At 46.7% G+C, this 22,662-nt stretch carries 13 protein-coding genes; 5 read left to right on the top strand and 8 right to left on the bottom strand.

From position 1 onward, the window contains the following. Nucleotides 1–4: 4 nt before the first annotated feature. A complete protein-coding gene (locus JZY04_RS06555) occupies nt 5–502 on the bottom strand; it encodes a hypothetical protein (RefSeq protein WP_005810180.1) in 498 nt (165 codons plus the stop codon). Nucleotides 503–655: 153 nt separating this feature from the next. Between JZY04_RS06555 and glaB the strand changes: the two genes are divergently transcribed. The 5 genes from glaB to JZY04_RS06530 all read left to right on the top strand — a co-directional run bounded on the left by glaB (nt 656) and on the right by JZY04_RS06530 (nt 6,072). Beyond that, the gene (gene glaB, locus JZY04_RS06550) at nt 656–2,443 is read left to right on the top strand and encodes an alpha-1,3-galactosidase (RefSeq protein WP_122141660.1); all 1,788 of its coding nucleotides are present in this window, start codon (nt 656–658) and stop codon (nt 2,441–2,443) included. 31 nt (nt 2,444–2,474) lie between these two features. Continuing rightward, the gene (locus JZY04_RS06545) at nt 2,475–3,629 is read left to right on the top strand and encodes a DUF4468 domain-containing protein (protein WP_122141661.1); all 1,155 of its coding nucleotides are present in this window, start codon (nt 2,475–2,477) and stop codon (nt 3,627–3,629) included. A gap of 80 nt (nt 3,630–3,709) precedes the next feature. Continuing rightward, a complete protein-coding gene (truA, locus tag JZY04_RS06540) occupies nt 3,710–4,468 on the top strand; it encodes a tRNA pseudouridine(38-40) synthase TruA (RefSeq protein ID WP_122141662.1) in 759 nt (252 codons plus the stop codon). A gap of 23 nt (nt 4,469–4,491) precedes the next feature. Then, entirely contained in the window at nt 4,492–5,391 is a 900-nt protein-coding gene (locus tag JZY04_RS06535) for a DMT family transporter (protein ID WP_005775654.1), read from the top strand. A gap of 27 nt (nt 5,392–5,418) precedes the next feature. Beyond that, the gene (locus tag JZY04_RS06530; protein WP_005775655.1) at nt 5,419–6,072 is read left to right on the top strand and encodes a DUF3256 family protein; all 654 of its coding nucleotides are present in this window, start codon (nt 5,419–5,421) and stop codon (nt 6,070–6,072) included. On the opposite strand, the gene JZY04_RS06525 is transcribed toward JZY04_RS06530, so the two are convergent. From JZY04_RS06525 to JZY04_RS06495, 7 genes are all read right to left on the bottom strand, one after another. Continuing rightward, nucleotides 6,053–7,138 carry a phosphotransferase enzyme family protein gene (locus JZY04_RS06525; RefSeq protein WP_122141663.1) on the bottom strand — a complete coding sequence of 362 codons (1,086 nt, stop codon included), beginning with the start codon at nt 7,136–7,138 and terminating at the stop codon, nt 6,053–6,055. The genes JZY04_RS06530 and JZY04_RS06525 overlap by 20 nt on opposite strands. Before the next feature lie 21 nt (nt 7,139–7,159). Further along, complete coding sequence (locus tag JZY04_RS06520; RefSeq protein ID WP_122141664.1) at nt 7,160–10,495, bottom strand: glycoside hydrolase family 2 TIM barrel-domain containing protein; 3,336 nt, start codon at nt 10,493–10,495, stop codon at nt 7,160–7,162. A 25-nt stretch (nt 10,496–10,520) separates the two neighbouring features. Continuing rightward, nucleotides 10,521–11,411 carry a YitT family protein gene (locus JZY04_RS06515; protein WP_122141665.1) on the bottom strand — a complete coding sequence of 297 codons (891 nt, stop codon included), beginning with the start codon at nt 11,409–11,411 and terminating at the stop codon, nt 10,521–10,523. Between the two features lie 111 nt (nt 11,412–11,522). Next, nucleotides 11,523–12,917: a Gfo/Idh/MocA family protein gene (locus JZY04_RS06510; RefSeq protein WP_122141666.1), complete on the bottom strand. Its 1,395-nt coding sequence runs from the start codon at nt 12,915–12,917 to the stop codon at nt 11,523–11,525. A 1,102-nt stretch (nt 12,918–14,019) separates the two neighbouring features. After that, nucleotides 14,020–16,287, bottom strand: a complete 2,268-nt coding sequence (locus tag JZY04_RS06505) for a glycoside hydrolase family 95-like protein (RefSeq protein ID WP_122141668.1) — start codon at nt 16,285–16,287, stop codon at nt 14,020–14,022. A gap of 181 nt (nt 16,288–16,468) precedes the next feature. Beyond that, complete coding sequence (locus JZY04_RS06500) at nt 16,469–19,240, bottom strand: glycoside hydrolase family 2 protein (RefSeq protein WP_220577422.1); 2,772 nt, start codon at nt 19,238–19,240, stop codon at nt 16,469–16,471. Nucleotides 19,241–19,366: 126 nt separating this feature from the next. Next, nucleotides 19,367–22,660, bottom strand: a complete 3,294-nt coding sequence (locus tag JZY04_RS06495) for a DUF5107 domain-containing protein (protein WP_122141670.1) — start codon at nt 22,658–22,660, stop codon at nt 19,367–19,369. Between the last annotated feature and the right edge of the window lie 2 nt (nt 22,661–22,662).

The raw sequence follows: 22,662 nt of genomic DNA, 5'->3' as shown, positions 1-22,662 counted from the left end.
TTAATTATTGGATATATAAAGTTCCGTCCTTGTAGGAGGTGATCGTTGCTTTATCTCCGGTTTGATAGGGTTTACCTGATTCCGTGATAACATCAATTTCTCTCATGGCCCCATCCCGGCTGACTTGTACGGTATACTTTTTTTCGTTCTGTTTGAAGTAAATGGTACATTCTCTTCCTACTAATTGTTCTGTTTTCTCCGAGTGATTGGTCTGTTGCAGCTGGTAGGCTTTCTTATATAAAAACCAGACGGCAAACACAAATATCAGTCCGATGACAAATCCAGTCAGGTAAGTCTGTATTTCGGTGTTGTGCTGCAGATACATATACCAACCGAATCCGATACCGAAGTGGGTCAATCCTTTAAAGGAAACCACACTGCTGATATCAGTGTCGATGTCCGTATCTGCGTCGAAATCACCAAAAAAAACGGATAGGATGAATTGTACTGCAAAAATGCCTGTCGTGACAATAGCAATGGTTAGGAAAATATTACTACTCATGGCAATAGGTGTTTAATGGATCATTTTATAGATATAGTCCCCAAATATACATCTTTGGTTTTTATATGCAAAGGTAAACTAACAAAAAAATGGAAGAATCGGAAAATGAATGTATATTTGTACCCTAATTATTAAACAGAAATTGAAAAAACTATGAAGACAATCCTACTCTTTACTCTGAGTCTGCTGCTCTCTTTATCCGTGTCGGATGTTTGTGCACAAGAACGTGTTTACGACATTTCCCAGTTTGGCTTGAAAGCCAATAGTAAGAAAAACGCATCACCTGTTGTACGTAAGGCCATAGCTAAGATTAAAGCTGAATGCCGTAATGGTGAAGAAGTGGTACTTCGTTTTCCTGCCGGACGCTACAATTTCCATGAAAACGGTTCGGATGTACGCGAATATTATATATCCAATCACGATCAGGACAATCCCAAAAAGGTGGGCATTGCCTTGGAAGATATGAAGAACCTGACTATTGACGGACAAGGTTCCGAGTTTGTATTTTATGGAAGGATGATTCCGGTTTCTTTGCTCCGTTCGGAGAATTGTGTACTGAAGAACTTCAGTATTGATTTTGAACAGCCTCATATTGCTCAGGTGCAAGTGATAGAGAATGATCCGGAAAAAGGAATCACTTTTGAACCTGCATCATGGGTGGATTATCGTATAAGTAACGATTCTGTATTTGAAGGACTGGGTGAAGACTGGACAATGCGATACTCTTGGGGAATTGCTTTCGATGGTAAAACAAAACATGTCGTATACAACACCAGTGATATCGGTTGTCCTACCAAAGGAGCTTTCGAAGTGGCTCCCCGCCGTATCTGTTCTCCGAAATGGAAAGATGCGCGTCTGGTGCCTGGCACGGTAGTAGCCATGCGTGGATGGGGACGTCCTACTCCCGGTATTTTCATGTCACATGACATTAATACTTCTTTGCTTAATGTTAAAGTGCATTATGCCGAAGGCATGGGACTTTTGGCACAGCTTTGCGAAGATATTACACTCGATGGTTTCGGGGTTTGTCTGAAAGGCGATAATGATCCTCGTTATTTCACAACGCAGGCAGATGCCACTCACTTCTCCGGATGTAAGGGAAAGATTATTTCGAAGAATGGCCTGTACGAAGGAATGATGGATGATGCCATTAATGTACACGGAACTTATCTGAAAGTAATCAAGCGGGTAGATGATCATACGTTGATAGGACGCTATATGCACGATCAGTCCTGGGGTTTCGAATGGGGACGTCCGGGGGATGATGTTCAGTTTGTACGTTCTGAAACGATGGAGCTGATTGGCAATCAAAACCAGGTTACTGCAATTCGTCCTTATGATAAAAATGAAATATCGGGAGCCCGTGAGTTCAGCATTACTTTTAAAGATCCTATTGATCCGACTATCAATGAAAAAAGTGGTTTTGGGATTGAAAACCTGACATGGACTCCTGAAGTGCTGTTTGCCGGCAATACGATTCGCAATAACCGTGCTCGCGGTACACTGTTCAGCACTCCTAAAAAAACAGTGGTAGAAGACAATCTGTTTGATCATACCTCCGGTACGGCTATTTTATTGTGTGGCGATTGCAATGGCTGGTTCGAGACAGGTGCTTGTCGTGATGTTACCATTCGCCGCAATCGTTTTATCAATGCGCTTACCAACATGTTCCAGTTTACCAATGCAATTATCTCTATTTATCCTGAAATACCTAATTTGAAAGATCAACAGAAGTATTTTCATGGTGGTAAAGACGGAGGTATTGTGATTGAGGACAATGAATTCGATACATTTGATGCACCGATTCTTTATGCAAAGTCAGTAGACGGGTTGATATTTCGCAACAATGTGATTAAAACCAATACAGAATTTAAGCCTTTCCACTGGAATAAAAACCGTTTCTTGCTTGAACGGGTGACAAACGTGAAGATTTCAGAGTGAAGTCGGGACTCTGTAAAATACTTATAAACGTATGAAGAGAATTTTATTATCCCTTTTAATCTGTTTCCCTATATTCCTTTGGGCGCAGGAAGACAATAGTAAATATTTGGCTGGTGCAGTGCCGGTTGTTAATGGAAAGGTCATCTTTACAGAACATATTCAGGCTCCCGGGTTATCAAAACAACAAGTTTATGATGTCCTGTTGAAGTGGGCCGAGAAACGTTTTGCACCTTCAAAAGGACAAAAGGGCAGAGTTGCCTATTTTGATAAGGAAAGAGGGCAGATTGCATGTCTGGGTGAAGAATATCTTCAACTATCTGCAACCAACAGTTTCTTTTTGGATCGTGCTACCATCAAATATCGATTGGTGATGAACTGTCTGGATGGATCTTGCAAGATGGAGATGTACAACATTTCTTATTTTCATGGTGACAATAAAGAAATGGAGGCCGAAGACTGGATAACAGATGAGGCGGGATTGAATAAAGCCAAAACAAAAGTGGTTGCCAAGTATGGAAAACTCCGTATCAAAACAATCGATCTGTTTGATGACCTGACGGAAAAGGCAGCGAAGGCGTTGGGAGGAACGGAGGTGCTGGTTCCCCTCATAGCCAAAGAACCGAAAGTTGTTCCGGGAGAGTTTAGCCGGGAAATTCCGGGGGTTGCTGCGGACGGTTCCATGGCAGGCTACAAACGCATCTCTGCGGATAAGATCCCGGGCAATATCATTAAGATGCTTTCTGAGGACTGGATGCTGATTACAGCCGGTACGGAAGAAAAATATAACATGATGACGGCAAGTTGGGGCGGATTGGGATATCTTTATAATAAACCGGTTTCGTTTTGTTTCATTTATCCTACGCGTTATACTTATCAGTTGATGGAAAAGAATGACACATATACTATCAGCTTTTATACGGAAGCTTATCGGGATGCTCTGAAATATTGCGGAAGCCATAGTGGAGGAGATGCTGATAAGGTGAAAGGTGCCGGACTGACTCCTCTCACTACTCCTTCGGGCAGTAAAGCTTTCTCGGAAGCATGGATGATTATAGAATGCAAAAAAATGCTCTCCCAGCCGATTGCTTCCGGTGCTTTTGATAGTCCGGAATTGAAAGGAGAATGGAAGGATAAACCTTTGCACAAGATGTATATCGGTGAGATAATCAATGTGTGGATCAAGTAAAGCAATTAATTATTGATAAGTATCAATCCCTACTTATCAATTAAAGCAGTATCTTTGCACGCAAAAACCAAGTGAACGGAATGAGCGTGCAAAGATATTTTATTTATTTGGCCTATGATGGCACCCATTATCATGGATGGCAGATTCAGCCTAACGGTATCAGTATACAGGAATGCCTGATGAAGGCACTTGCCACTTTTTTACGGAGAGATACGGAAGTGATTGGGGCGGGACGGACAGATGCCGGGGTACATGCTTCGCTGATGGTTGCCCACTTCGATTACGAAGGAGAGGTGCTGGATACGGATAAGGTAGCCGAGAAGTTGAATCGTCTTTTACCTCAGGATATTTCAGTCTATAAAGTTTGCCGGGTAAGGCCGGACGCACATGCGCGGTTTGATGCGACAGCCCGTACTTATAAATATTATATCACTACCGTAAAGTATCCTTTTAATCGCCAGTATCGTTACCGGATACACAATCTGCTCGACTTTCAGAAGATGAACGAGGCCGCTCTGACCTTGTTTCATTATACGGATTTTACCAGTTTCAGTAAATTGCATACGGATGTAAAGACCAACATCTGCAAGATTATGCATGCCGAATGGACACAGGAGGATGAATATACCTGGGTGTTTACCATTCAGGCCGACCGTTTCCTGCGCAACATGGTGCGTGCCATCGTCGGTACTTTATTGGAAGTAGGCAGAGGTAAGTTGTCCGTAGATGACTTCCGTAGAATAATCGAGCAACAAGACCGTTGTAAAGCCGGAACCTCTGCTCCCGGCAATGCGCTTTTCCTGGTGAATGTAGAATATCCTCAGAATATATTTGAATGAGTTCTTTTTAAATAAACTCTGTTATGTGGTTACTCCTTGCTTTTCTTTCAGCGACCTTGCTGGGCTTTTATGATGTGTTTAAAAAGAAGTCGTTAAAGGACAATGCGGTTCTGCCTGTCTTGTTCCTCAATACGCTCTTTTCCAGTCTTATATTCCTACCTTTCATCTTGTTGTCGGCATTTGTCCCCGGAGTGCTGGAGGGTACTATGTTTGATGTTCCCGTCGTCGGGTGGGAAGTACACAAATTTATCATTATCAAGTCTTTTATCGTACTTTCTTCGTGGATACTCGGCTATTTCGGGATGAAACACCTGCCTATTACGATTGTAGGTCCCATTAATGCAACCCGCCCTGTAATGGTGCTTGTGGGAGCCATGCTGGTTTTTGGCGAGCGTCTGAATCTCTATCAGTGGATCGGTGTGTTGCTGGCTGTAGTTTCTTTCTTTATGCTAAGCCGTTCGGGGAAGAAAGAAGGGATTGACTTTAAACATAACAAGTGGATTCTTTTTATTGTGTTGGCAGCCGTAGCAGGTGCGGTAAGCGGATTGTATGATAAGTATCTGATGAAGCAGTTGCCCCCGATGGTGGTACAGTCGTGGTATAATGTCTATCAGGTGTTCATCATGTGTCCTATCCTTGCCTTGCTCTGGTGGCCCAAACGTAAGTCGTCCACACCCTTCCGCTGGGACTGGGCCATCATCTTTATTTCCATTTTCCTCTGCGCTGCGGACTTTGTTTACTTCTATGCATTGAGTTACGAAGATTCGATGATTTCGATTGTCTCGATGGTTCGGAGAGGAAGCGTCATCGTATCTTTCCTTTTCGGTGCTATGATGTTCCGTGAAAAGAATTTAAAAAGCAAGGCGATTGACCTTATTCTGGTGTTAATCGGAATGATATTCCTATATTTGGGAACTAAATAAGAACGTAAAGAAACAAGATTATCAGATATGAAAAATTCTACTCTTACCCTCCTGGTATTTATTCTGGGTATTTTTTCTTCCTTTGCTGTCAAGGCGCAGGAGGCCAAAACGGTGTTTGTGAATATACCTGACTCACTGTGTCCGTTGCTGACATCGGTGAACCGTGCAGATTGTATCGATTTCATCGAAAGTAAGATGAAGGCCCAGGTGACCAACCGTTTCGGGGGTAAGTCGGAAATGACGGAATTAAGTCCCGATTATATATCTCTTAAAATGTCTGATGCGAGCAGTTGGCAGATGAAACTGTTACCGCTGAACGATAGTGTAAAAGTGGTCTGTGCTGTTTCTACAGTTTGTGCTCCGGCATGCGACAGTCATATCCGCTTCTATACCACCGATTGGAAAGAACTTCCTGCCGATGGGTTTCTGCCTTCAGAGCCTCATATAGATAATTTCTTTACTTCTTCCGACTCTACTGATTACGATTTTATCGATGCCCGTCTGCAAGCCGATATGACTTTGATGAAGGCGGAGCTTTCTAAAGAGGATGAGACGTTGACTTTTACTCTGACTACTCCGGAGTATATGGAAAAAGAAACGGCGGAAAAACTGAAACCGTTTCTCCGCCGTTCAATTGTTTACACCTGGAAAGGTGGGAAGTTTATCCCAGACACTCTTTGATGTATGCCTCCATTTCGGGAGTATGTTCTTCTACGCTTTGCAATAGCTTGAATTGTGCTTTTGTACGAACCAGGTTATGTTCGGGATACTTAATCTTGTAGTAAGTGTCTCCGTTGATGTAGTCTGCCAAGAAGCGTACACATTGCATATAAGGGAAGAGAGCTGCTGCATAAGGCAGATTCTCAATCTCAATCGGAGTGAGGAATGAACCGGCTCCTTCCAGATATCCCTTGGTGAATGCTTTGAATATCTCCATGTTGAAGTTGACATTATCCAGGTTCTTATCGTCTTCGTCTCCGGTATTGGCTCCTGTACGCAGGAAATCACCGTAGTCAGAGAAGATAAAGCTTGGCATTACTGTATCGAGGTCGATTACACAAAGCACTTTGCCATCTTCGTCGAACATCATATTGTTCACTTTCGTATCGCAGTGGCATACGCGTTTCGGCAGTTTGCCTTCACGATACAGGCGTTCGGCCTTGCACATTTCGTCTGCACGCTTCTCTATTTCGTCCAGATAATACTGTACTTCGGCTACTCGTCCGGCTGCATTGGCTGCTACAGCTTCACGAAGTTGCTTCAGGCGGAATTCCATGTTATGGAAATCAGGGATAGTCTCACCCAGTGTTGTCGGGATGTCAGCCAGCATTGCCTGGAAGTTACCGAAAGCAGCTCCGGCATAATATGAATATTCCGGGTTTACTGTTTCATAAGTTTTGGCACGGGGGATGAATACCATCACACGCCAGTAGCTGTCACCGTCGAACCAGTATGTTTTGCCTTCTTCTGTCGGGAGGAAAGTCAGTACCTTGCGGTCAATATCTGTTTCTCCGGATTCCGTCAGTTTTTTGCGGATGTGTCCGGTTACAGCAGCGATGTTGTCCTGAAGCATTTCCACATTCTGGAAAATGGCGTGGTTGATACGTTGCAACACATAGTCGGGAGCATCTGTTTCGGTAGTGTTTACCTTATAAGTGTCGTTAATCAGTCCGGCGCCGAGTGGTTTGATTTCGCTTACAGTGCCTTGTACTTTGAATTTAGATACGATGTTCAGTAAATCTTTCATGGTTTCTATTTTTAAGTTAGTTTATCTTGGTACGATTGTAAATCCCCATTTGTATTCCTGGTTTGCCGGAATGTTGTAGCCCGGTTCGGGACGTGCACCCCAGCTGTTATATCCGGCCACACCCTGCTGCTTCATATCCACACATACCTCAACGAAGTTTCTCGGTGAGATATCGTTGATATGTGTCTTTCTCGGCAACTGATCTTTGGCTTTGCTTTCATCGTGAACCAGTTCACCGGCATCACGGTTCAGCCATTGATACGGACGTGATACGGTTTCTTCTCCGTCAAAATCCTCTACCGAATTGCGCAGTGCATTGAAGCCGATTGTTTTGTCTGCATAGATCGTCAGTCCCTTACCGCCTTTTTTATTCAGGGTCAGCCAACGGGTGTCGGTATGATGGCCGTTTTCCTGCGGACGTACGTACGGGAAGTACATATTGTCGGCGGTTGTTTTATAGAGGTCGATCAGAGTACCGGCATTACGGTCCACATAGTTTTCCTCCGGTCCGCGTCCGAAGTATTCTACCTGGTTCATTTCTGCAGGCAGACGGAAGCGTACACCGATACGGGGTACTTCCAGTTTAGAAGCAGCCTTGCGCGCCGCATCGCTTCCCGGAGTGAAAGTAGCCATCAGCGTTGCCTCGGAGGCTTCGGTCTTAGCAGCTTCCATATCGGTAGAAGTGAAAGTGAAATCAGCCTTTACTACACCCGAAGGATGGATGCGGTATGTAACAATGTAAAGGTTACCGGCAGCCAGCAGATAGTTGGCGGTCAATACGGCATCTTTGCCGTCCATTACTATGTTGGCGTCTACTACATTGAAATTTTTGCTCGATTGTTTCCATACTTGCAGGCGTTTGGGGTTACCGTTGCCATAGTCGTTATCGTTCGGTGCACGCCAGAAGTTAGGCTGAAGTCCGAAACCATCTTTAAAGTATTCGGTTCCGCCTACTTTATATGAAGAAACCAAGCCGGTTTTCTTATCAAATACGAAGCTTACCTTTGAAGAGGAAGCACTCAGTTCGTTGCCTTCTGCCGATACTTTCAGAGTTGGACCACCGGTAGCGAAAGTACGTTCACCCGGTTCAACCGGCAGGCGGAACTGTTCGTATGCAATTTCGTGTCCAACCGGAATCAACGGCTCCGGTTCAGTCGTAGTTACGTTGAAGTATATGAAGTATTCGGTTCCCGGTTTCGATTTCAGTCCGCTTACCGGAATAGTAATTTCTTTACTTCCCTGTGGCTCTACATTGACTGACATTTTACCACCTTTCACCGTTTTTCCGTTTGCTTTAATGGTATACGAGATCATATACTTCTGCAGGTTTGTGAAGTAGAAACGATTCTTAACCAGGAATTTTCCATTGGCCGGATCCACCGGTTCGAAAGCTACGTTCTGATGAACATACTTCACTTCAGCCATTGCCGGATGCGGTGTACGGTCCGGACTAACGATACCATTGCAGCAGAAGTTACCGTCGTTCGGCGTATTTACACCATAGTCACCACCGTATGTCCAGAAGTGACGTCCGTTCTCGTCTACTGCGTCAATGCCCTGGTCCACCCAGTCCCAGATGTATCCACCCTGCAAGTTCGGATATTTATAGATTGCTTTCCATTGATCCCAGAGGTTACCGTTCGAGTTACCCATTGCGTGTGAATATTCGGAAGGGGCTATCGGACGGTCGCTGCCGCGTTTACCCATGGCTTCCAGCCACTGTGCTCCCGGATATTGCGGAACGTACATATCGGAGTTCCATTCCCACTGGGCACGTTCGTAGTTTACCGGGCGGTCCATGATGTTTTTATCGGCATCCTTCAACCAAAGGTAGGTCTGATAGAAGTTGTAACCGTTACCGGCTTCATTACCCAGTGACCAGAAAGTCAGACTCGGATAGTTCTTGTTACGTTCGAACATGTTGATCGTGCGGTCCATATGTGCTTTCAGCCATTCGGGGTTGTTTCCTAACGTACCGCCTTTTTTCAGGTCGTAGTACATACCGTGGCTTTCGATGTTTGCTTCATCATATACATAAAGTCCGTATTCGTCGCATAACTCATAGAAGCGGCGGTCCTGCGGATAATGGCATAGGCGGACCGTATTCAGGTTATGTTGTTTCATCAATTCGAAATCTTTGCGCATCAGCTCTTCGGTCATATAGTGACCGGTAGCCGGATTGTGTTCGTGGATGTTTACTCCCTTCAGTTTCAGCGGCTGGCCATTGATAAAGAGGCATACATAAGGCTTTCCGTTACCCGCCAGTTGCTCGATCGGTTTGATTTCGATACGGCGGAAACCCACGTTAAACGGAATGATTTCGTTCACTTTACCGTTTTCTTTCACGGTCATCACCAGTTTGTAAAGATTAGGAGCTTCCGAAGTCCAGGTTTTGACTCCCGGGAGTGTCTGGTCGAAAGATACTGTGCGGGTTTCTCCGGCAGCTACATCAGCAGTTTTTTCTCCGGTGGCTACTACGTTACCTTTGGCATCGAGCAATTCGTATACCAGAGCCATGTTGCTGGCAGCCGAACCGTTATTTCTCAGGTCTGCACCCAGTTTGAAGATACCGTCTTTGTATGTATCGTCCAGGGTGGATGTCACGCGGAAGTCTTTCAACGCGGCTTTAGGTTGTGAATAGAGGAAAACATCACGTTCGATGCCGCTGATACGCCAGAAGTCCTGGCATTCCAGATAAGATCCGGTACTCCAACGGTAAATCTTTAAAGTAAGTACATTTTTGCCGGGTTTCACGAATTTGTTGATCAGGAACTCCGCAGAGTTTTTGGAATCTTCGCTATAACCCACTTCCTGCCCGTTGATGTACACGTATACACCCGATTTGGCACCGGCCAGGTGAAGATAAATATCACGTCCGTCCCAATCGGCGGGGATATCGATGTCACGACGGTACACACCTACCGGATTGGCCTCCGGTAGAGTCGGAGGTTGTGGGTTACGGGGCTGGAATTCATAACCGTGATTGGTATAGATAGCCACACCATGGCCCTGTACTTCCCAGTTGCCCGGTACTTTTATATCTGTCCAGTCGGCTGTGCTCACCGAAGGGTCGGTGATGTTAGCCGGCAGATTCTTGTATGAATCTACAAAGTAGAACTTCCAGGTTCCGTTCAGAAGTTGATAATATTTGCTTTTTTCGAACTTTCCGGTCAAGGCGTTTGCACGGTTTTCGTAGGTCATAAATGAAGAACGGGGGTATTCTTTATTTACGGCTACTACCTGTACGTCTTGCCAGTAAGGCTTCTTCGGTTCATTGCCGGCCGAAGCAAAAGCGGAGGCCATCAGGAGGCCACCCAGCATAAGGCTATTTAAGGTATGAGATAGTCTTAATTTCATGTTTCGAGGGTATTAGAATGATAATTTATTTAACTTTTATATGATCAAAGCCTTCTCCGTATACACCGATCACTGCGCTTTGCGAAACAAAAGCAGTCGGATCACAGTCTTTTATCAACCGGAAGATAATGGTTGATTCCCGTTTCTTGGCCAGGACGAACATCATCTTCTGCTCTTTGCCGGTATAGAACCCGGTTGCATTGATGACGGTTACTCCCCGGTGTGGATATTCGTTGATGCGTTTGCCTATTTCTTCGTACTTGTTGGAGATAATGAAGAATTGTACGGATTGTCGTGCACTGTTCACCACCTGGTCCAGCACAAAGCTGCAAACATAAAGAGTCACATATCCGTAAACTACCTTTTCCCAGTCTTTCAATACGAAGTAGCTGGAGGAGATGATGATCAGGTCACAGATCAGCATGACTCTTCCCAGAGTGATGTCGCGGTATTTGTTGATAACAGCCGCAATGATATCTGTTCCTCCGGTACTTCCGTTGGCCGAGAAAGCAATACCGATGCCACTTCCGCAAAAAGAGGCACCCAACACACAAGCCATGAACGGCTGGTCGTGTAGTAAGGTTACGTTCGCCGTTAGTTTTTGGATGATAGAAAGGAAGAAGGTTAAAATGAATACACCGAATATGGTTTTGAGACTGAATCGAAATCCCAGCACTTTGAGGGATACCATCAGCAATACAGCATTGATGGCGAAGTAAGTGTATTGAACCGGAAATCCGGTAGCGAAATAAACAATAGAGGCAATGCCCGGCACTCCACCGGTGGTGATGTCGTTAGGAAGCAGGAAGAGAGTCCAACCGATGCCGTAAAGGATCATTCCCAAGGCAATCATTAAGTAGTCTTTCGTTTCTCTGATTACTCCCTGTTTAGAGGGCTTTGATATTTTCATCTTCATGGATGGGTTGTGTAGTCTTATAATCGGACACGGATTTCATGAACCGGCCGGCATTGCGTAGCGAACTACTTGCCGGAGGACTCGTGAAACCCGTGTCAAAAAGAGGTTTTATTATTTTGCGAAAGCGTGTCTGTAACCTTTCACCTTGTTCCATGCTCCACGAGTGAAGTCAGGGATAGCTACCGGTGCAGAGCTGTTTTCGATAGAAAGCTTGGTCAGGTCGGCCATGCAGCACCATTCTGCAAGATCATAAACGTCCATATCCAAAGGAAGACCGTTGCGCAGACAGTAAACCAGACGGTAATCCATGATGTAGTCCATACCACCGTGTCCACCTACTTTTTTAGCTGTTTCTTCCAGTTCTTTGTGGATCGGGTGTTTGTATTTATCCATCAGGGCTTTTTTAACGTCAGCGGGTACAGAGCCGTGTGCGTTCAGCTTTTCGTGGTTAGGTACGTCGTTTGAAGCGATCTGAGTCGGACGCATGCAGTATTCTTCGATAGGATATTTGCTTGCATAACCGTCGGCACCTACTACCTGATACATACGGCTGTAAGGACGCGGAGTCATTACGTTGTGCTGAATCAGGATCGTTTTACCTTTTTCCGTACGGATCAGTGTAGAAGTCTGGTCACCGTTCTGGAAATCTTTTACTTCTTTGCCGGTTGTTTTTTTGATGTATGCCGGACCGTTGACAGCCTTTGTATCCATAGATACGAGGTAGTTCATTTTGTCACCACGGTGAATGTCGAGCAGCTGGCAAGCCGGGCCCATACCGTGAGTGGCATATACATCGCCACGATGATTCTGATTGTAATCCATACGCCAGTTGTTCCAGTAGTATGGCCAGAAGTCTTCGAGGTTGTGGATGTAAGCACCTTCTGTGTGAAGCACTTCACCGAATACGCCTTGCTGAGCCATGTTCAGTGTAGTCAGTTCGAAGAAGTCATATACACAGTTTTCAAGCTGCATACAGTGTTTACGAGTTTTTTCAGAGGTATTGATCAGCGCCCAGATTTCGTCCATGGTCATTGCCGAAGGAACTTCGATGGCAACGTGCTTGCCGTGTTCCATGGCGTAGATAGCCATCTGTGCATGATGTTTCCAGTCAGTCGCGATGTAAACGAGGTCGATATCGTTACGTTCGCAAAGTTTTTTCCAGGCATCTTCGCTACCGGAGTAAGAAGCTGCTTCAGGCAGGCTTGCGTTGGTCAGGATTTTCTGTGCACCGGCTACGCGTTCGGGGATAAGGTCGCAAAGGGCTACGATCTGTGTTCCGGGGATGTGAGTGAAGCGTTCTACTGCACCCGGTCCACGCATACCCAAGCCAATGAATCCGACACGTACCACGTCGAGTTTAGGAGCAGTCAGTCCGACTACGTCTTTTTGTCCGGCGGGACGTACAGGCACTGGAGTCTCGATAGGCTTGATGGTTTGTGCTACTGCACTCGAAGTGCAAGCAAACAATGCAAGTCCGATAAACAGGGCATTTAGATGTTTAAACATGTTTGATAAGATTTGATTAGTTAATAAAATTGTTGTTAATAATAGTGTTTCATTTCTCGTGCAAAGATAAGAATACTTTTCACAACTCTTATCTTTTATACGATTAAAACGTTCTCTGTTACATCTTTAATTCATAGATATTCCGGTTGTTATTATAACAGGATAAATCCTGTCAGCCTGCAGAGACGGTCACTTCCGTTGTTGAATGGAAGATACCATCTCTGCAGCGGGCTGGTTTTGCTTTCTGCAAAATCCTGGTAATGTCATCTTTTACAAGTTGTTTGAACCCGGTAGTGCAATGTTTTTCCGGGGTATATAATGCAGCGTGTAGTGTGTTGTGGGTTGCAACTCTTTTATTCATTCTTCTGTTTCTTTGTTATGAGATTCTTTTCTTTCGTTTGGTCGCTCGAGCAATAATTTACTTTTTGATATACGCTATAAATACACATCATTGGGGAGTGACCCTCTGTGTTATAGCTTAATTTTATAATATTTTAATAAATGATAAACCTTAAAGCCGCTTTTTACTTTTGAAAGCAGAATGTTCTGAATAGTATGATTCTGATAGTATATCCTGTTTTTTGTTGACTTGCAATCGGTGTGAAATAGTTGAACCGGAGAGCAGAACTGCATATAAAATGAATATGAACCGCAAAAGTATGCGTAGATGGCGTGGATTCTTCTATATATATGCATTGAGGCTTTTAAACTAAGGCTCCGTTTCTAATAAAGAAAGGCGGCATTGGTTTAAAACCAAGGCTCCGTTTCATTAAAACCGAGGCGGCATTGGGGAGGAAGAGAGCAATCGTTATCCTGATTTGGCTTTCTTTTTATTTTTTAGCCTGGTGCAGGCTACCGCCGTTAGAGTGTCAGAATGTTCCTGTTCGAGGGCATAGCAAGAAATAATGTAATGTTTGGACCAGAAAGGATAGTGCCCTGATCCGAAATCAGCCGAAAGGGTGATAACCTGAAAAAATGTAATCGCCGGAGAGGGTGATATTATTCATCGGAAAGAAGACTACCCGGATATAGCGCAGGCTACACCGGGTAGAAAATACAAAATGATAATAAATATACATTGCTGCCTTCTTGTCAGAATGTATCAGGGCTTCAACTCAATCCATTCGCCTGCCTGAGTATCTATGTTGAGAATATCCGGACCGGACAACGTATAGTTTTTATCCGGTTTCAGTGTGCCGGGGCGGGCTATTTTCAACATGCCGCCTTTCTCCGAATAGATACGTACACGGGTGATTTCTCCGCCTTCCATCTGTGCATAGACAAGGAATGCACCCATCGCACGCAGTCCTCCGAACGATACATCTTTCCACTCTTCGGGCAGTGCGGGGAAGATGCGTATCGTGCCCGTATGGCTTTGCAACAGCATCTCCTGGATGCCCGATGCGAAAGCAAAGTTACCCTCGAGCGTGAAGGGGCGGTAAGTGAAACGGGATTTGCCGCTTTTGGTCTGGTCACCGTTGGCGTGGAAGGTGTTTTTCAGGCAGAAACATTCAGCAAAGGTTCTCAGGGCCTGTGCCGCACCTTTGCCGTCGAATGCCCGGGCTTTCATATTGGCAAGCCAACTGTACGAATAGCCTGTCCAGTAGTCCGGCCCCACTTCGTCGAGCCGCTTCAGGGTGGCCCGTATGATGTGTTGTGACTTTTCTCCGTCGCTCCAGTCTATCAGTCCCATCGGGTGAATGGCCATGGCATGGGAGAAGTGGCGGTGCGATTCATTGTAAGGATATCCTTTGGCAAAGGTGAGGCAACCTTCTTCATCCACATCGTAGTCCGGCAATTGGGCTTCTAAAGCTGCCCAGTGGGACGACTCGTCTGTCAGATTCAGTTCGTGAGCCAGTTCGGCGGCTGCTTTAAAGAGGAAGTGCATCATTGCCAGGTCGTAGTTGGTCATGTCGCTGAACCATGCTTGCAGGGAGTTGTCGAATACTTCGGGACTTGAACTGAATTCCAGTTTGCGTACTCCTTCGGGGGTGACTTCGGAGACTTGTTCCAGGTAGATTGCCACATCTTTAAGGAAGGGGTAAGCACGTTCTTTGAGGAAGGTGCGGTCTGCCGAATATTTCCAGTGCAGATAGAAGTGCTGTGCCAGCCAGGCAGCCACTGTCTGCGACATGGAGTACTGTATCCATCCCCCCATCGGTTCTCCTGTCAGGGTGCAGACGCCCGGTATGTTCATACCTTCGGTTCCGAAATACTGGCGGGTGTAGCGCTTGTATGTATCCCGCTGGTTCCATAAGGTGTTCAGGTATCCCATGCCTTCCGTCAGGTGATTGCCCGTATAGGCGGGCCAATAGCTCAGCTGTGTGTTGAGGTCGTGGTGATAGTCCCCTTTCCAGGGAGGGAGTTTTCCGTTGTCGGCTGTCCATACGGCTTGCAGGGAGATGGGATAGGAGTGTTCGCGGGTGGTAGAGGCGAATTTATACATCTCGTTCTGGTATTGTTTTTGTAAAATGGAGTCGGGCAGAGTAACGGATGATTGTGCCCAGTACTTGTCCCAATATTCCAGATGTGCCTGATAATCCTGTTTTAATCCACGTTGCAGGGCTGCTTCTGCTTTTTCGGCTGCTTTTTCGCCGGATAGGGAAGAGGTGACGCTCCAAGTACCGTACAGGGTTTCGCCTTCCTGTTTCCAACACACTACTACGTCATACCAGAAGTCTCCGTAGCCTTTCTGGTGATAGGTGATCCGATTGCCTTCGCGGACTGTCTCTCCTTGCTGGTAGCCCAGTCGGTGGAGATCCTGTCCCGAAACCGGATCGAGGCTGCCATCCGGTTTCGTTTTATTGTATACGGGGGTAAGGATAGACGGCTCTATCGGAGTTTTCAGGTTACGGAATACAAACCATCCGACCGGTTCGGTGGCATGAACAAAAGTCTGCATTTGTGTTCCGTCTGCCCAGTTCGCTTCGCACAGAGCATTATTCAGATAAAGTCGTACTTGGGTGGGAGCGCCTATCTTTTCCAATGGAAACTCGATTGCGGCTCCGGGGATTTTGGATGGGGCAGGGTTCATGTTATAAGGCCAGTCCAGCTTTTTCTGTACGGGCAGATAGTCTTTTGTGCGGATGTGCTCTTTTACCCAGGAGAAGCGGAAGTTATCTCCCGACAGGCTGTCTACCGGGCGCAAGTCCCATAGATCGGTCCGGTCCAGTGACAGACGCAGGGAGGAGTCGCGTTGCCATACCAGTGCGCCGACGGTGGCGTTGCCCAGAGGCATCGCTTCGTCCCACGATCGGGCAAGTCCGGTGAATACAAGGTCACTCTCCGAAGGAGTGACCGGGCAGTAGTCGTACGAGCTGCAACTGCCCCACAGACCACAACAAAGTAGCAATAGTAGTTTGATTTTCATAATATTAAAAAAGAATGGTTTATGATGATTTACTTTCAGACTTGTGCTATTATAATGAATACAAAGAGAATAGCAGTCACCATAGGGAGGCTGCTATTCTTTTAATAAATTTTAGTCTATGCTCCGGCTATGCGGCGAACACTCTCCGGATATAAACGGGTCCGGCAGCTGTCGGTCGGTATTATTTATTCAACAACAGTTCGATCGCTTTGCTTCCTTTATTTCCGGATTTCTCTTCGGCTGCCGGAGCGAAGAGTGCGTCTAACTGATAAACAGGCAAACTTCTTTCCGGTTTGAAACGATCGGATGAAACGTAATTCCGGACAGAGGTGAGCAACTGCTGCATGGCAAGCCTTTCACCGATTTTCTTTTCAGGATCGGCGCAGAGCACGAACAATTTTCCTTTTCCTACATTCGCCTCAAACGAGATTCCCAGCTTTTGGTTGGTTTCATAAGAGTCGATGCTTTGTATCAGTGGAGTGATTTCTTTCAGTTCGTCCAGTTCCAGAGCTGTCGAATAGTTAAGGATATCCCACCATTGCCAGTCAGCATAGCTTCCCGTGGGGAAATCGCGGAAAGCGGGGTGCTCGTTATCGATCAGTGTACCTACGATCATCGGGTTCCAGTTGAACATAATCGGATTCCAGAAGTGGCTGGCGAAGTGTGCTTTGCGTCCTTGGCACTTTTCGGGGATCAACAGTACGCTCTTTCCTTCGTCGAGCCACTGTTTGGTCTTGTCATTCCAGGTACGGGTGTAGATAAAGTTAGTCTCTTCAACTTTTGGCTGTTCGGGGTATACCCATACGTCCCATTCATTGCGACAACTTCCCAATTCAGCCTTCAGTGTCAGCTTATGGGCACTCTCCACACCATTCAGAGATAATTCGATGATCCCAAGCGAATCTACCGTGGCGGGTTGTATTTCTTTTACTTTCAGGCTTCCCTTACGGTACACGGTTCCATCTTCTCCTGTCAATGTCCAGTTCAGTTTCCGGTCTTTCAGGGCATTCTTGCCGTAATGGTAAATCTCCATCTTTGCTTTCAGATTCTCTCCGGTCTTGAAAGTACGTTGGGGCAGGCGTGCCAGAAGCACGGTAGGGGCACACGATTCTCTGAACTTTTCGGGGGATACGAGGCCTTTACTTTCCCAAAAGGCATCGAGGATACCGACAAAAGCGCTGCCCTGTCCCGGGAAATCGGCCAGTCCCAATAATTGGAAACCACCGGAATTGCGAGTGCGCAGCAACGATTCGTTCACCTCTTTATATTGCAGCACTGTGTGTGCTCCGGTTGCTTTGAAGAAATCATCGGCTTGATGCAACATGCCGTTTCTGGCAAGTCGTTCGCGAAACACTTCAAAGTTGCGTGCTTCGACTACGCCTGTATATTTCTTTATTTCTTCGAAGTTGGGGTACATGCAGCGCTGTCCCGTTTCGTGGGCAATCACCGGAACATCGATGTCCGACTCCTTGCAACGATCCCAGTCAGTCGAGGGTTTCCCTTCGTATACGGTGATCCATCCTTTTGAAGTGACGTGCGACACATAATATTGATCCGAGGGAGTGTGTGTGCGGGCGGTTGAGGCGCTGTAAAGACGTCGGTTGTCATAAGCCTGTGCTTTTTTCACCAGATCTTCCAATACGGCAAAATCACCTTCATTTTCGTTTCCGTTACACATCAGGATGAAAGAGGGATGATTGCCATAAGCGTCGAGAATGGCATACATCTCTTTTTCGAAGAAATCGCGTCGGGCAGGATATTTGCCCACGTCTTTGATCCACATGGGGAGTTCGGCCTGGAGGTACATGCCTGTTTCGTCGCCCGCCTCGAATGCGGCTTCCGGCGGACACCAGGAGTGGAAACGTACGTGGTTCATTCCATATTCCTTGATGGTGTTGAAGATACGCTTCCAGTCATCGACGTTTGTCGACGGATAGCCGGTCAGAGGGAAAACCGCGCAGTCCAGCACTCCGCGCAAGTGAATGTCTCTTCCGTTCAGACGGATGTGATGCTTGCCTTGTTCCACATTTCGCATGCCGAAAGTCCGGGTTTGGGTGTCTGTCTTGCCATCTACGTTCCAGCTGGCCTCAAGCTCATACAAATAAGGTGTAAATTCATCCCAGAGTTTCACCTGTTTACCCATCGGAAGGGTTTGCCGAATGCCGGCATGTGCCTGCAGGCTATCTGCACTCATGCTCTGGCGAACTATCACTTTGCCCCCTTTCTCCCGGATACATAGCTCCAGCGTTCCCGTTTGCCCGTGCTTCAGGGGGGCGGGCTGTACTGCTATTTCCACTTCTTTTGCTGTCACATCGGGATATACATTAATCCGGCGGATGTGCGCTTTTTCTTTGGCATACAGTGAAATGTCACCGACTATTCCATTCCAGTTGGTTTGTGTATATTCGGTAGTTCCGTGGTTCCACTGATCCATTGGATATTTGAGCGTATTGTTTACGCAGATGGTCAGCGTATGGATGCCGGGGCTGAGCACCGGAGTCAGTACGAATGTGTTTGGAGTACTCAGGTGCTCCATGACACCTACTTCCTTATCGTCTACGTAGACAGTTGTTTCCCAATGACAACGCTCCAGCTTCAGGTAAATCTCACGGCCGGACCAGTCCTCGGGGATCACTACTTCCCGTTGGTACCAGGCAGCCCCCTGATACTCGAATTTTCGACTCAGGCGGTCTACATAACGTGCGGTGTTTTTGATTCCTTTGCCACCCTGGTCCGTCGATCCGGGCAGCATGATGGTTTCCGAGAGTTTGTCCAGATAGACCTCGGAGCCGGGAGTCTTGCCGAATCCCATTGGGTCCAGTTGAAAGCGCCACATACCTGACAGGTCGAGGACATCATTTTTTGTCGATTGTGCCATAACGGCCATGGCGAGCAGGCATCCGGTCAGGATCAGGATGGCTCGATGTCGGGTGTTTTGATTTGGTTTTTTCATGATTGTATGGTTTTATTCACCACAGATTACACGGATTTTCACAGATTAATCGTTTATTTCTTTTTGATTGCTAAGATTAAATGTTCTGTACTAATCTGTGTATTCTGTGGTGAGGCCTCATTTCTTTTATGTATTCATTAATTTCCGGTGAATCTGTATCCCCTGATGATTGTTATCCATCGAAGCGGCTACTTCAAAGAAGTGTTCGGCTTTTGCCGTATTCCCCAGTCCCAGATGTCCCAGAGCCATCAGATAGTTACAGTGGATGCGGTTCTTCTTGTCCATATCGTCTTCCCAGATCAGAAGGTCGGGTAAAGATACGGCAAAATAATCCATCCGGAATATGTCGAAGAGATGTTCTTCTCCATAAGTGATTAATTTGTTGAAGCGGCTGCGTGCCTCTTTCTCTTGTCCCAGTTTTCGGAATGCAAGTCCTTGATAGAAGATCTTGTCCGGTTTTTGGTCGTTGTAATACATGGCAGCGGCTGGCTGGCTGTCTCCCATGCTGGCTTTGAGGAACAGGTCGTGTGCCTCTTTCTGTTTGCCCAGTTGTTGCAGGATGCAGGCTTTGTAATAATTGAAGTCATTCTCCTGTGCTCCCGGGAGTTTGCCTTCACCCAGATGTGGCGGGTATGTGTAGCACTCTTCTATCCGGATGAGTGCCTCATCGTATTCTTTACGCCCGATCAGTTCCTTTGCCAGTTCCAGGCGGGCTATCTGATATTGTGCGGGAACTTTTCCCTCACCGCCTTCCCACGGATGGAATTTTCGCTGATCGATCCGGCGGATGGCTTCCCTGTATTGTCCGGTCTGGTTCAGCAAAGTGACATATTCCAGATATAAATCGTCACGAGTTGTTACGATATCCATATATTGTTCCAGAAAAGCCATTCTTTCTGTGTGCGGGCGGTTCAGCCGTTTATACAGCTGATCTAGTTCCATCAGTACGCGGGCGTCGGTCGGATCCAGGCGGAATGCTTTTTCCAGCAAGAGGACGGCTTCTTCTGGGCGATTCAATTTGTTGAAGTAGGCCAGAGCCAGGTTACGCCATACGGTAGGAAATGTTTCGTCCTCACGCGAAGAACGTTCCCAAGCTGCGATGGCAGGGGTATACTGGCGTTTGTCATACCAAAGATTTCCCAAATAATAGAGGGCTTTCGGGGCTTCTCCCATAAAGTCAGCCACACACTGAAGAGCTTCTATCGCTTCCAGGGCATTGGGAAAGCAGTAGTCGGCCGGTTCTTTTTCAGCAAGCCTGATGGCTGTTCGCGCCTTGTCTGTTTCTCCTAAACGAATCAGGCACCAACTCTTGTAATAGTGCAGCAGAGTCTGTTCGCCGATGGGTTGGCCGATAGCCGACTCGGCAACGGCCAGTGCTTCTTCAAATCGTCCTGCAGAGGTATAGTCGAGCACTAATGCCTCGTAGTCGGGTGCGCCGCGTTTTATCAGGTGTCGGAGTTGGGACAGTACGGTTTCTTCCCGGGTTATCAGATATTTTTCGAACAGGCAGCCAAAGTTGAATGCGTCGATTTTCAGGGAGTCTTCTATCCAGGCAAGAGCTTCCTCCGGACGTTCAAGATGGCGGAGGATCATTGCTTTCAGATGGCGACCGCGCAGGTTGTGCCAATTGCGTAATAAGGATTTTTCAATTTCTCCGAGAGCTTCTTCCCAGTTGCCGCGTGAAACGGAGATTTGAGCCAGTGAATAATAGCCTGCATCCTGCCATGCCGCGTTCCAGCACGATTTATAGAATGAATTGTATGCTTCATCGTTTTTTCCCTGGAATTTCAGCGCAAGCCCAAGGTTGTAGAAAGCTTCACCATCATACGGATTAGGATTCTTCTCGGTCAATCGGGAAATCGCTTTCCGCAGGTAGGGCTCTGCTTGCGCGAACTGTCCTTTGCGTATAAGCCACAGCCCCATGGCATTGTTACAACGGGCGTCTTCATTGTCACGGCGGAGTGCTTCCAAATAATAATCGGTCGGACAATAAGTTGCATGTCGGTATTGTTCCAGATGCAGTCCGGTCAGGTAGAGTTCCTCATTTGTTTTAATTTCTTCCGGTGCGAGGGCGGGTCGGGCTGCTTCCGGAACCTCTTTGATAGTTTCCGGTTCAGCCCTCCAACTGAGCTTCTCCCGTCCGTTGGTACCGTAGATGATGACTTCTGTTTCACTAAGGTCGTTGACGGGGACCAGTCTGTCGAACACTTGTTCCGGAGAGAGGTCGCAGGTTTGTTCAAAACAGATGTTTCCTGCTTTCCGGACTACGATGTGTAATCCCTGTTGGGCAGAGGTAGCAAAGAGCTTTAACCTGCTCTCTGTTCCTTCGGGCTCCAGATTCATCAGGAGTTCCGAGGAGGCGTTTTTCACAACTCCCAGTTCCCGGTAGGGCATGAAGTATTGTGTAAAAGTCTTCTCTTCATAGGGTTGCAGCCAGCTGAAATCCGGTTGATTGTCTGTATAGACTCCTGTCATCAGCTCTATATACGGTCCGTCGGCATCCGTCAGATTGCGGTCCCATGCTTGTCCGAAATCTCCGTTTCCCCACGTCCATTGTTTCTTTCCGGGAGATATGTGATGATTGGCAACATGCAGAACACCTGCCTGGGTGTCGTTTTCGTATCCGCCCACAAAGTTGTATTCGGACCGGATTGCCATGTAGGAAGTCGGTACAGGGATGTTTTTATATCTTGAAATGTCCACTCCGGCGGAATAGTCCATCTTGTAGTAGGTTCCGGTAGCGATAGGATAACGGGATACATCCCGCTTTCCATGGTCGAATACGGCGTTAACATCCGAGGGGAATACAGACTGATAGTCTGCGTTGACTGCTACTGCCGGATTGGCCCACCACAGGAAAGTCTGTGGCAGAGGAGTCGGGTTAGAAACTTTTCCCTGTATCTCGAGTACAGCCCGGCCGGGGCGGAGTGTGAATCCGGCTGTTCCTTTCTGGCCGAACATCCGTTCCCGTTCGCTTACCCATACAATGACACTTCCGTCTTTGCATTGTTCAATGCTGTAATCTACCGGCAGGAATGTGCTGGGGCGGTGGTGTTGAGGCCAGTTGAACTCAATGCCCCCTGAAATCCAGGGACCGGTCAATCCTACCAAAGCCGGTTTTATCACGTGGTTGTAATAAATAAAATGCCGTTGCTTTATTTTATCGAAAGCCATCTGGATGCGTCCTCCTAATTCGGGCAGAATCATGACTTTGAGGTATTCATTTTCCAACCATACGGCATGATAGCTTTTCTCTTCACAAGTGTCTTCAATCTTCTCGATGACCGGATACGGGTATACTACTCCGCTGCTGCCTTGATAGACACGCTTTTCCAGAAACATCGGGTTCTTTTCGGGACGTCCGATGCCATAGGTAGGGAGCAGGATGTCCTCCTCCCATACTTTTACATTCTCTTTCATTT

Origin of the sequence: Bacteroides sp. 11BF (assembly GCF_019633765.1) — a bacterium.
Taxonomy (GTDB): Bacteria; Bacteroidota; Bacteroidia; order Bacteroidales; family Bacteroidaceae; genus Bacteroides; species Bacteroides hominis.
Note: the sequence above shows the minus strand (reverse complement) of the source record. Positions and strands in the feature narration are given on the sequence as shown.

Coding starts and splice junctions, on each gene's coding strand:
- JZY04_RS06555 (WP_005810180.1), bottom strand. CDS start 502: ATGAGTAGTAATATTTTCCTAACCATTGCTATTGTCACGACAGGCATT.
- glaB (WP_122141660.1), top strand. CDS start 656: ATGAAGACAATCCTACTCTTTACTCTGAGTCTGCTGCTCTCTTTATCC.
- JZY04_RS06545 (WP_122141661.1), top strand. CDS start 2,475: ATGAAGAGAATTTTATTATCCCTTTTAATCTGTTTCCCTATATTCCTT.
- truA (WP_122141662.1), top strand. CDS start 3,710: ATGAGCGTGCAAAGATATTTTATTTATTTGGCCTATGATGGCACCCAT.
- JZY04_RS06535 (WP_005775654.1), top strand. CDS start 4,492: ATGTGGTTACTCCTTGCTTTTCTTTCAGCGACCTTGCTGGGCTTTTAT.
- JZY04_RS06530 (WP_005775655.1), top strand. CDS start 5,419: ATGAAAAATTCTACTCTTACCCTCCTGGTATTTATTCTGGGTATTTTT.
- JZY04_RS06525 (WP_122141663.1), bottom strand. CDS start 7,138: ATGAAAGATTTACTGAACATCGTATCTAAATTCAAAGTACAAGGCACT.
- JZY04_RS06520 (WP_122141664.1), bottom strand. CDS start 10,495: ATGAAATTAAGACTATCTCATACCTTAAATAGCCTTATGCTGGGTGGC.
- JZY04_RS06515 (WP_122141665.1), bottom strand. CDS start 11,411: ATGAAGATGAAAATATCAAAGCCCTCTAAACAGGGAGTAATCAGAGAA.
- JZY04_RS06510 (WP_122141666.1), bottom strand. CDS start 12,917: ATGTTTAAACATCTAAATGCCCTGTTTATCGGACTTGCATTGTTTGCT.
- JZY04_RS06505 (WP_122141668.1), bottom strand. CDS start 16,287: ATGAAAATCAAACTACTATTGCTACTTTGTTGTGGTCTGTGGGGCAGT.
- JZY04_RS06500 (WP_220577422.1), bottom strand. CDS start 19,240: ATGAAAAAACCAAATCAAAACACCCGACATCGAGCCATCCTGATCCTG.
- JZY04_RS06495 (WP_122141670.1), bottom strand. CDS start 22,660: ATGAAAGAGAATGTAAAAGTATGGGAGGAGGACATCCTGCTCCCTACC.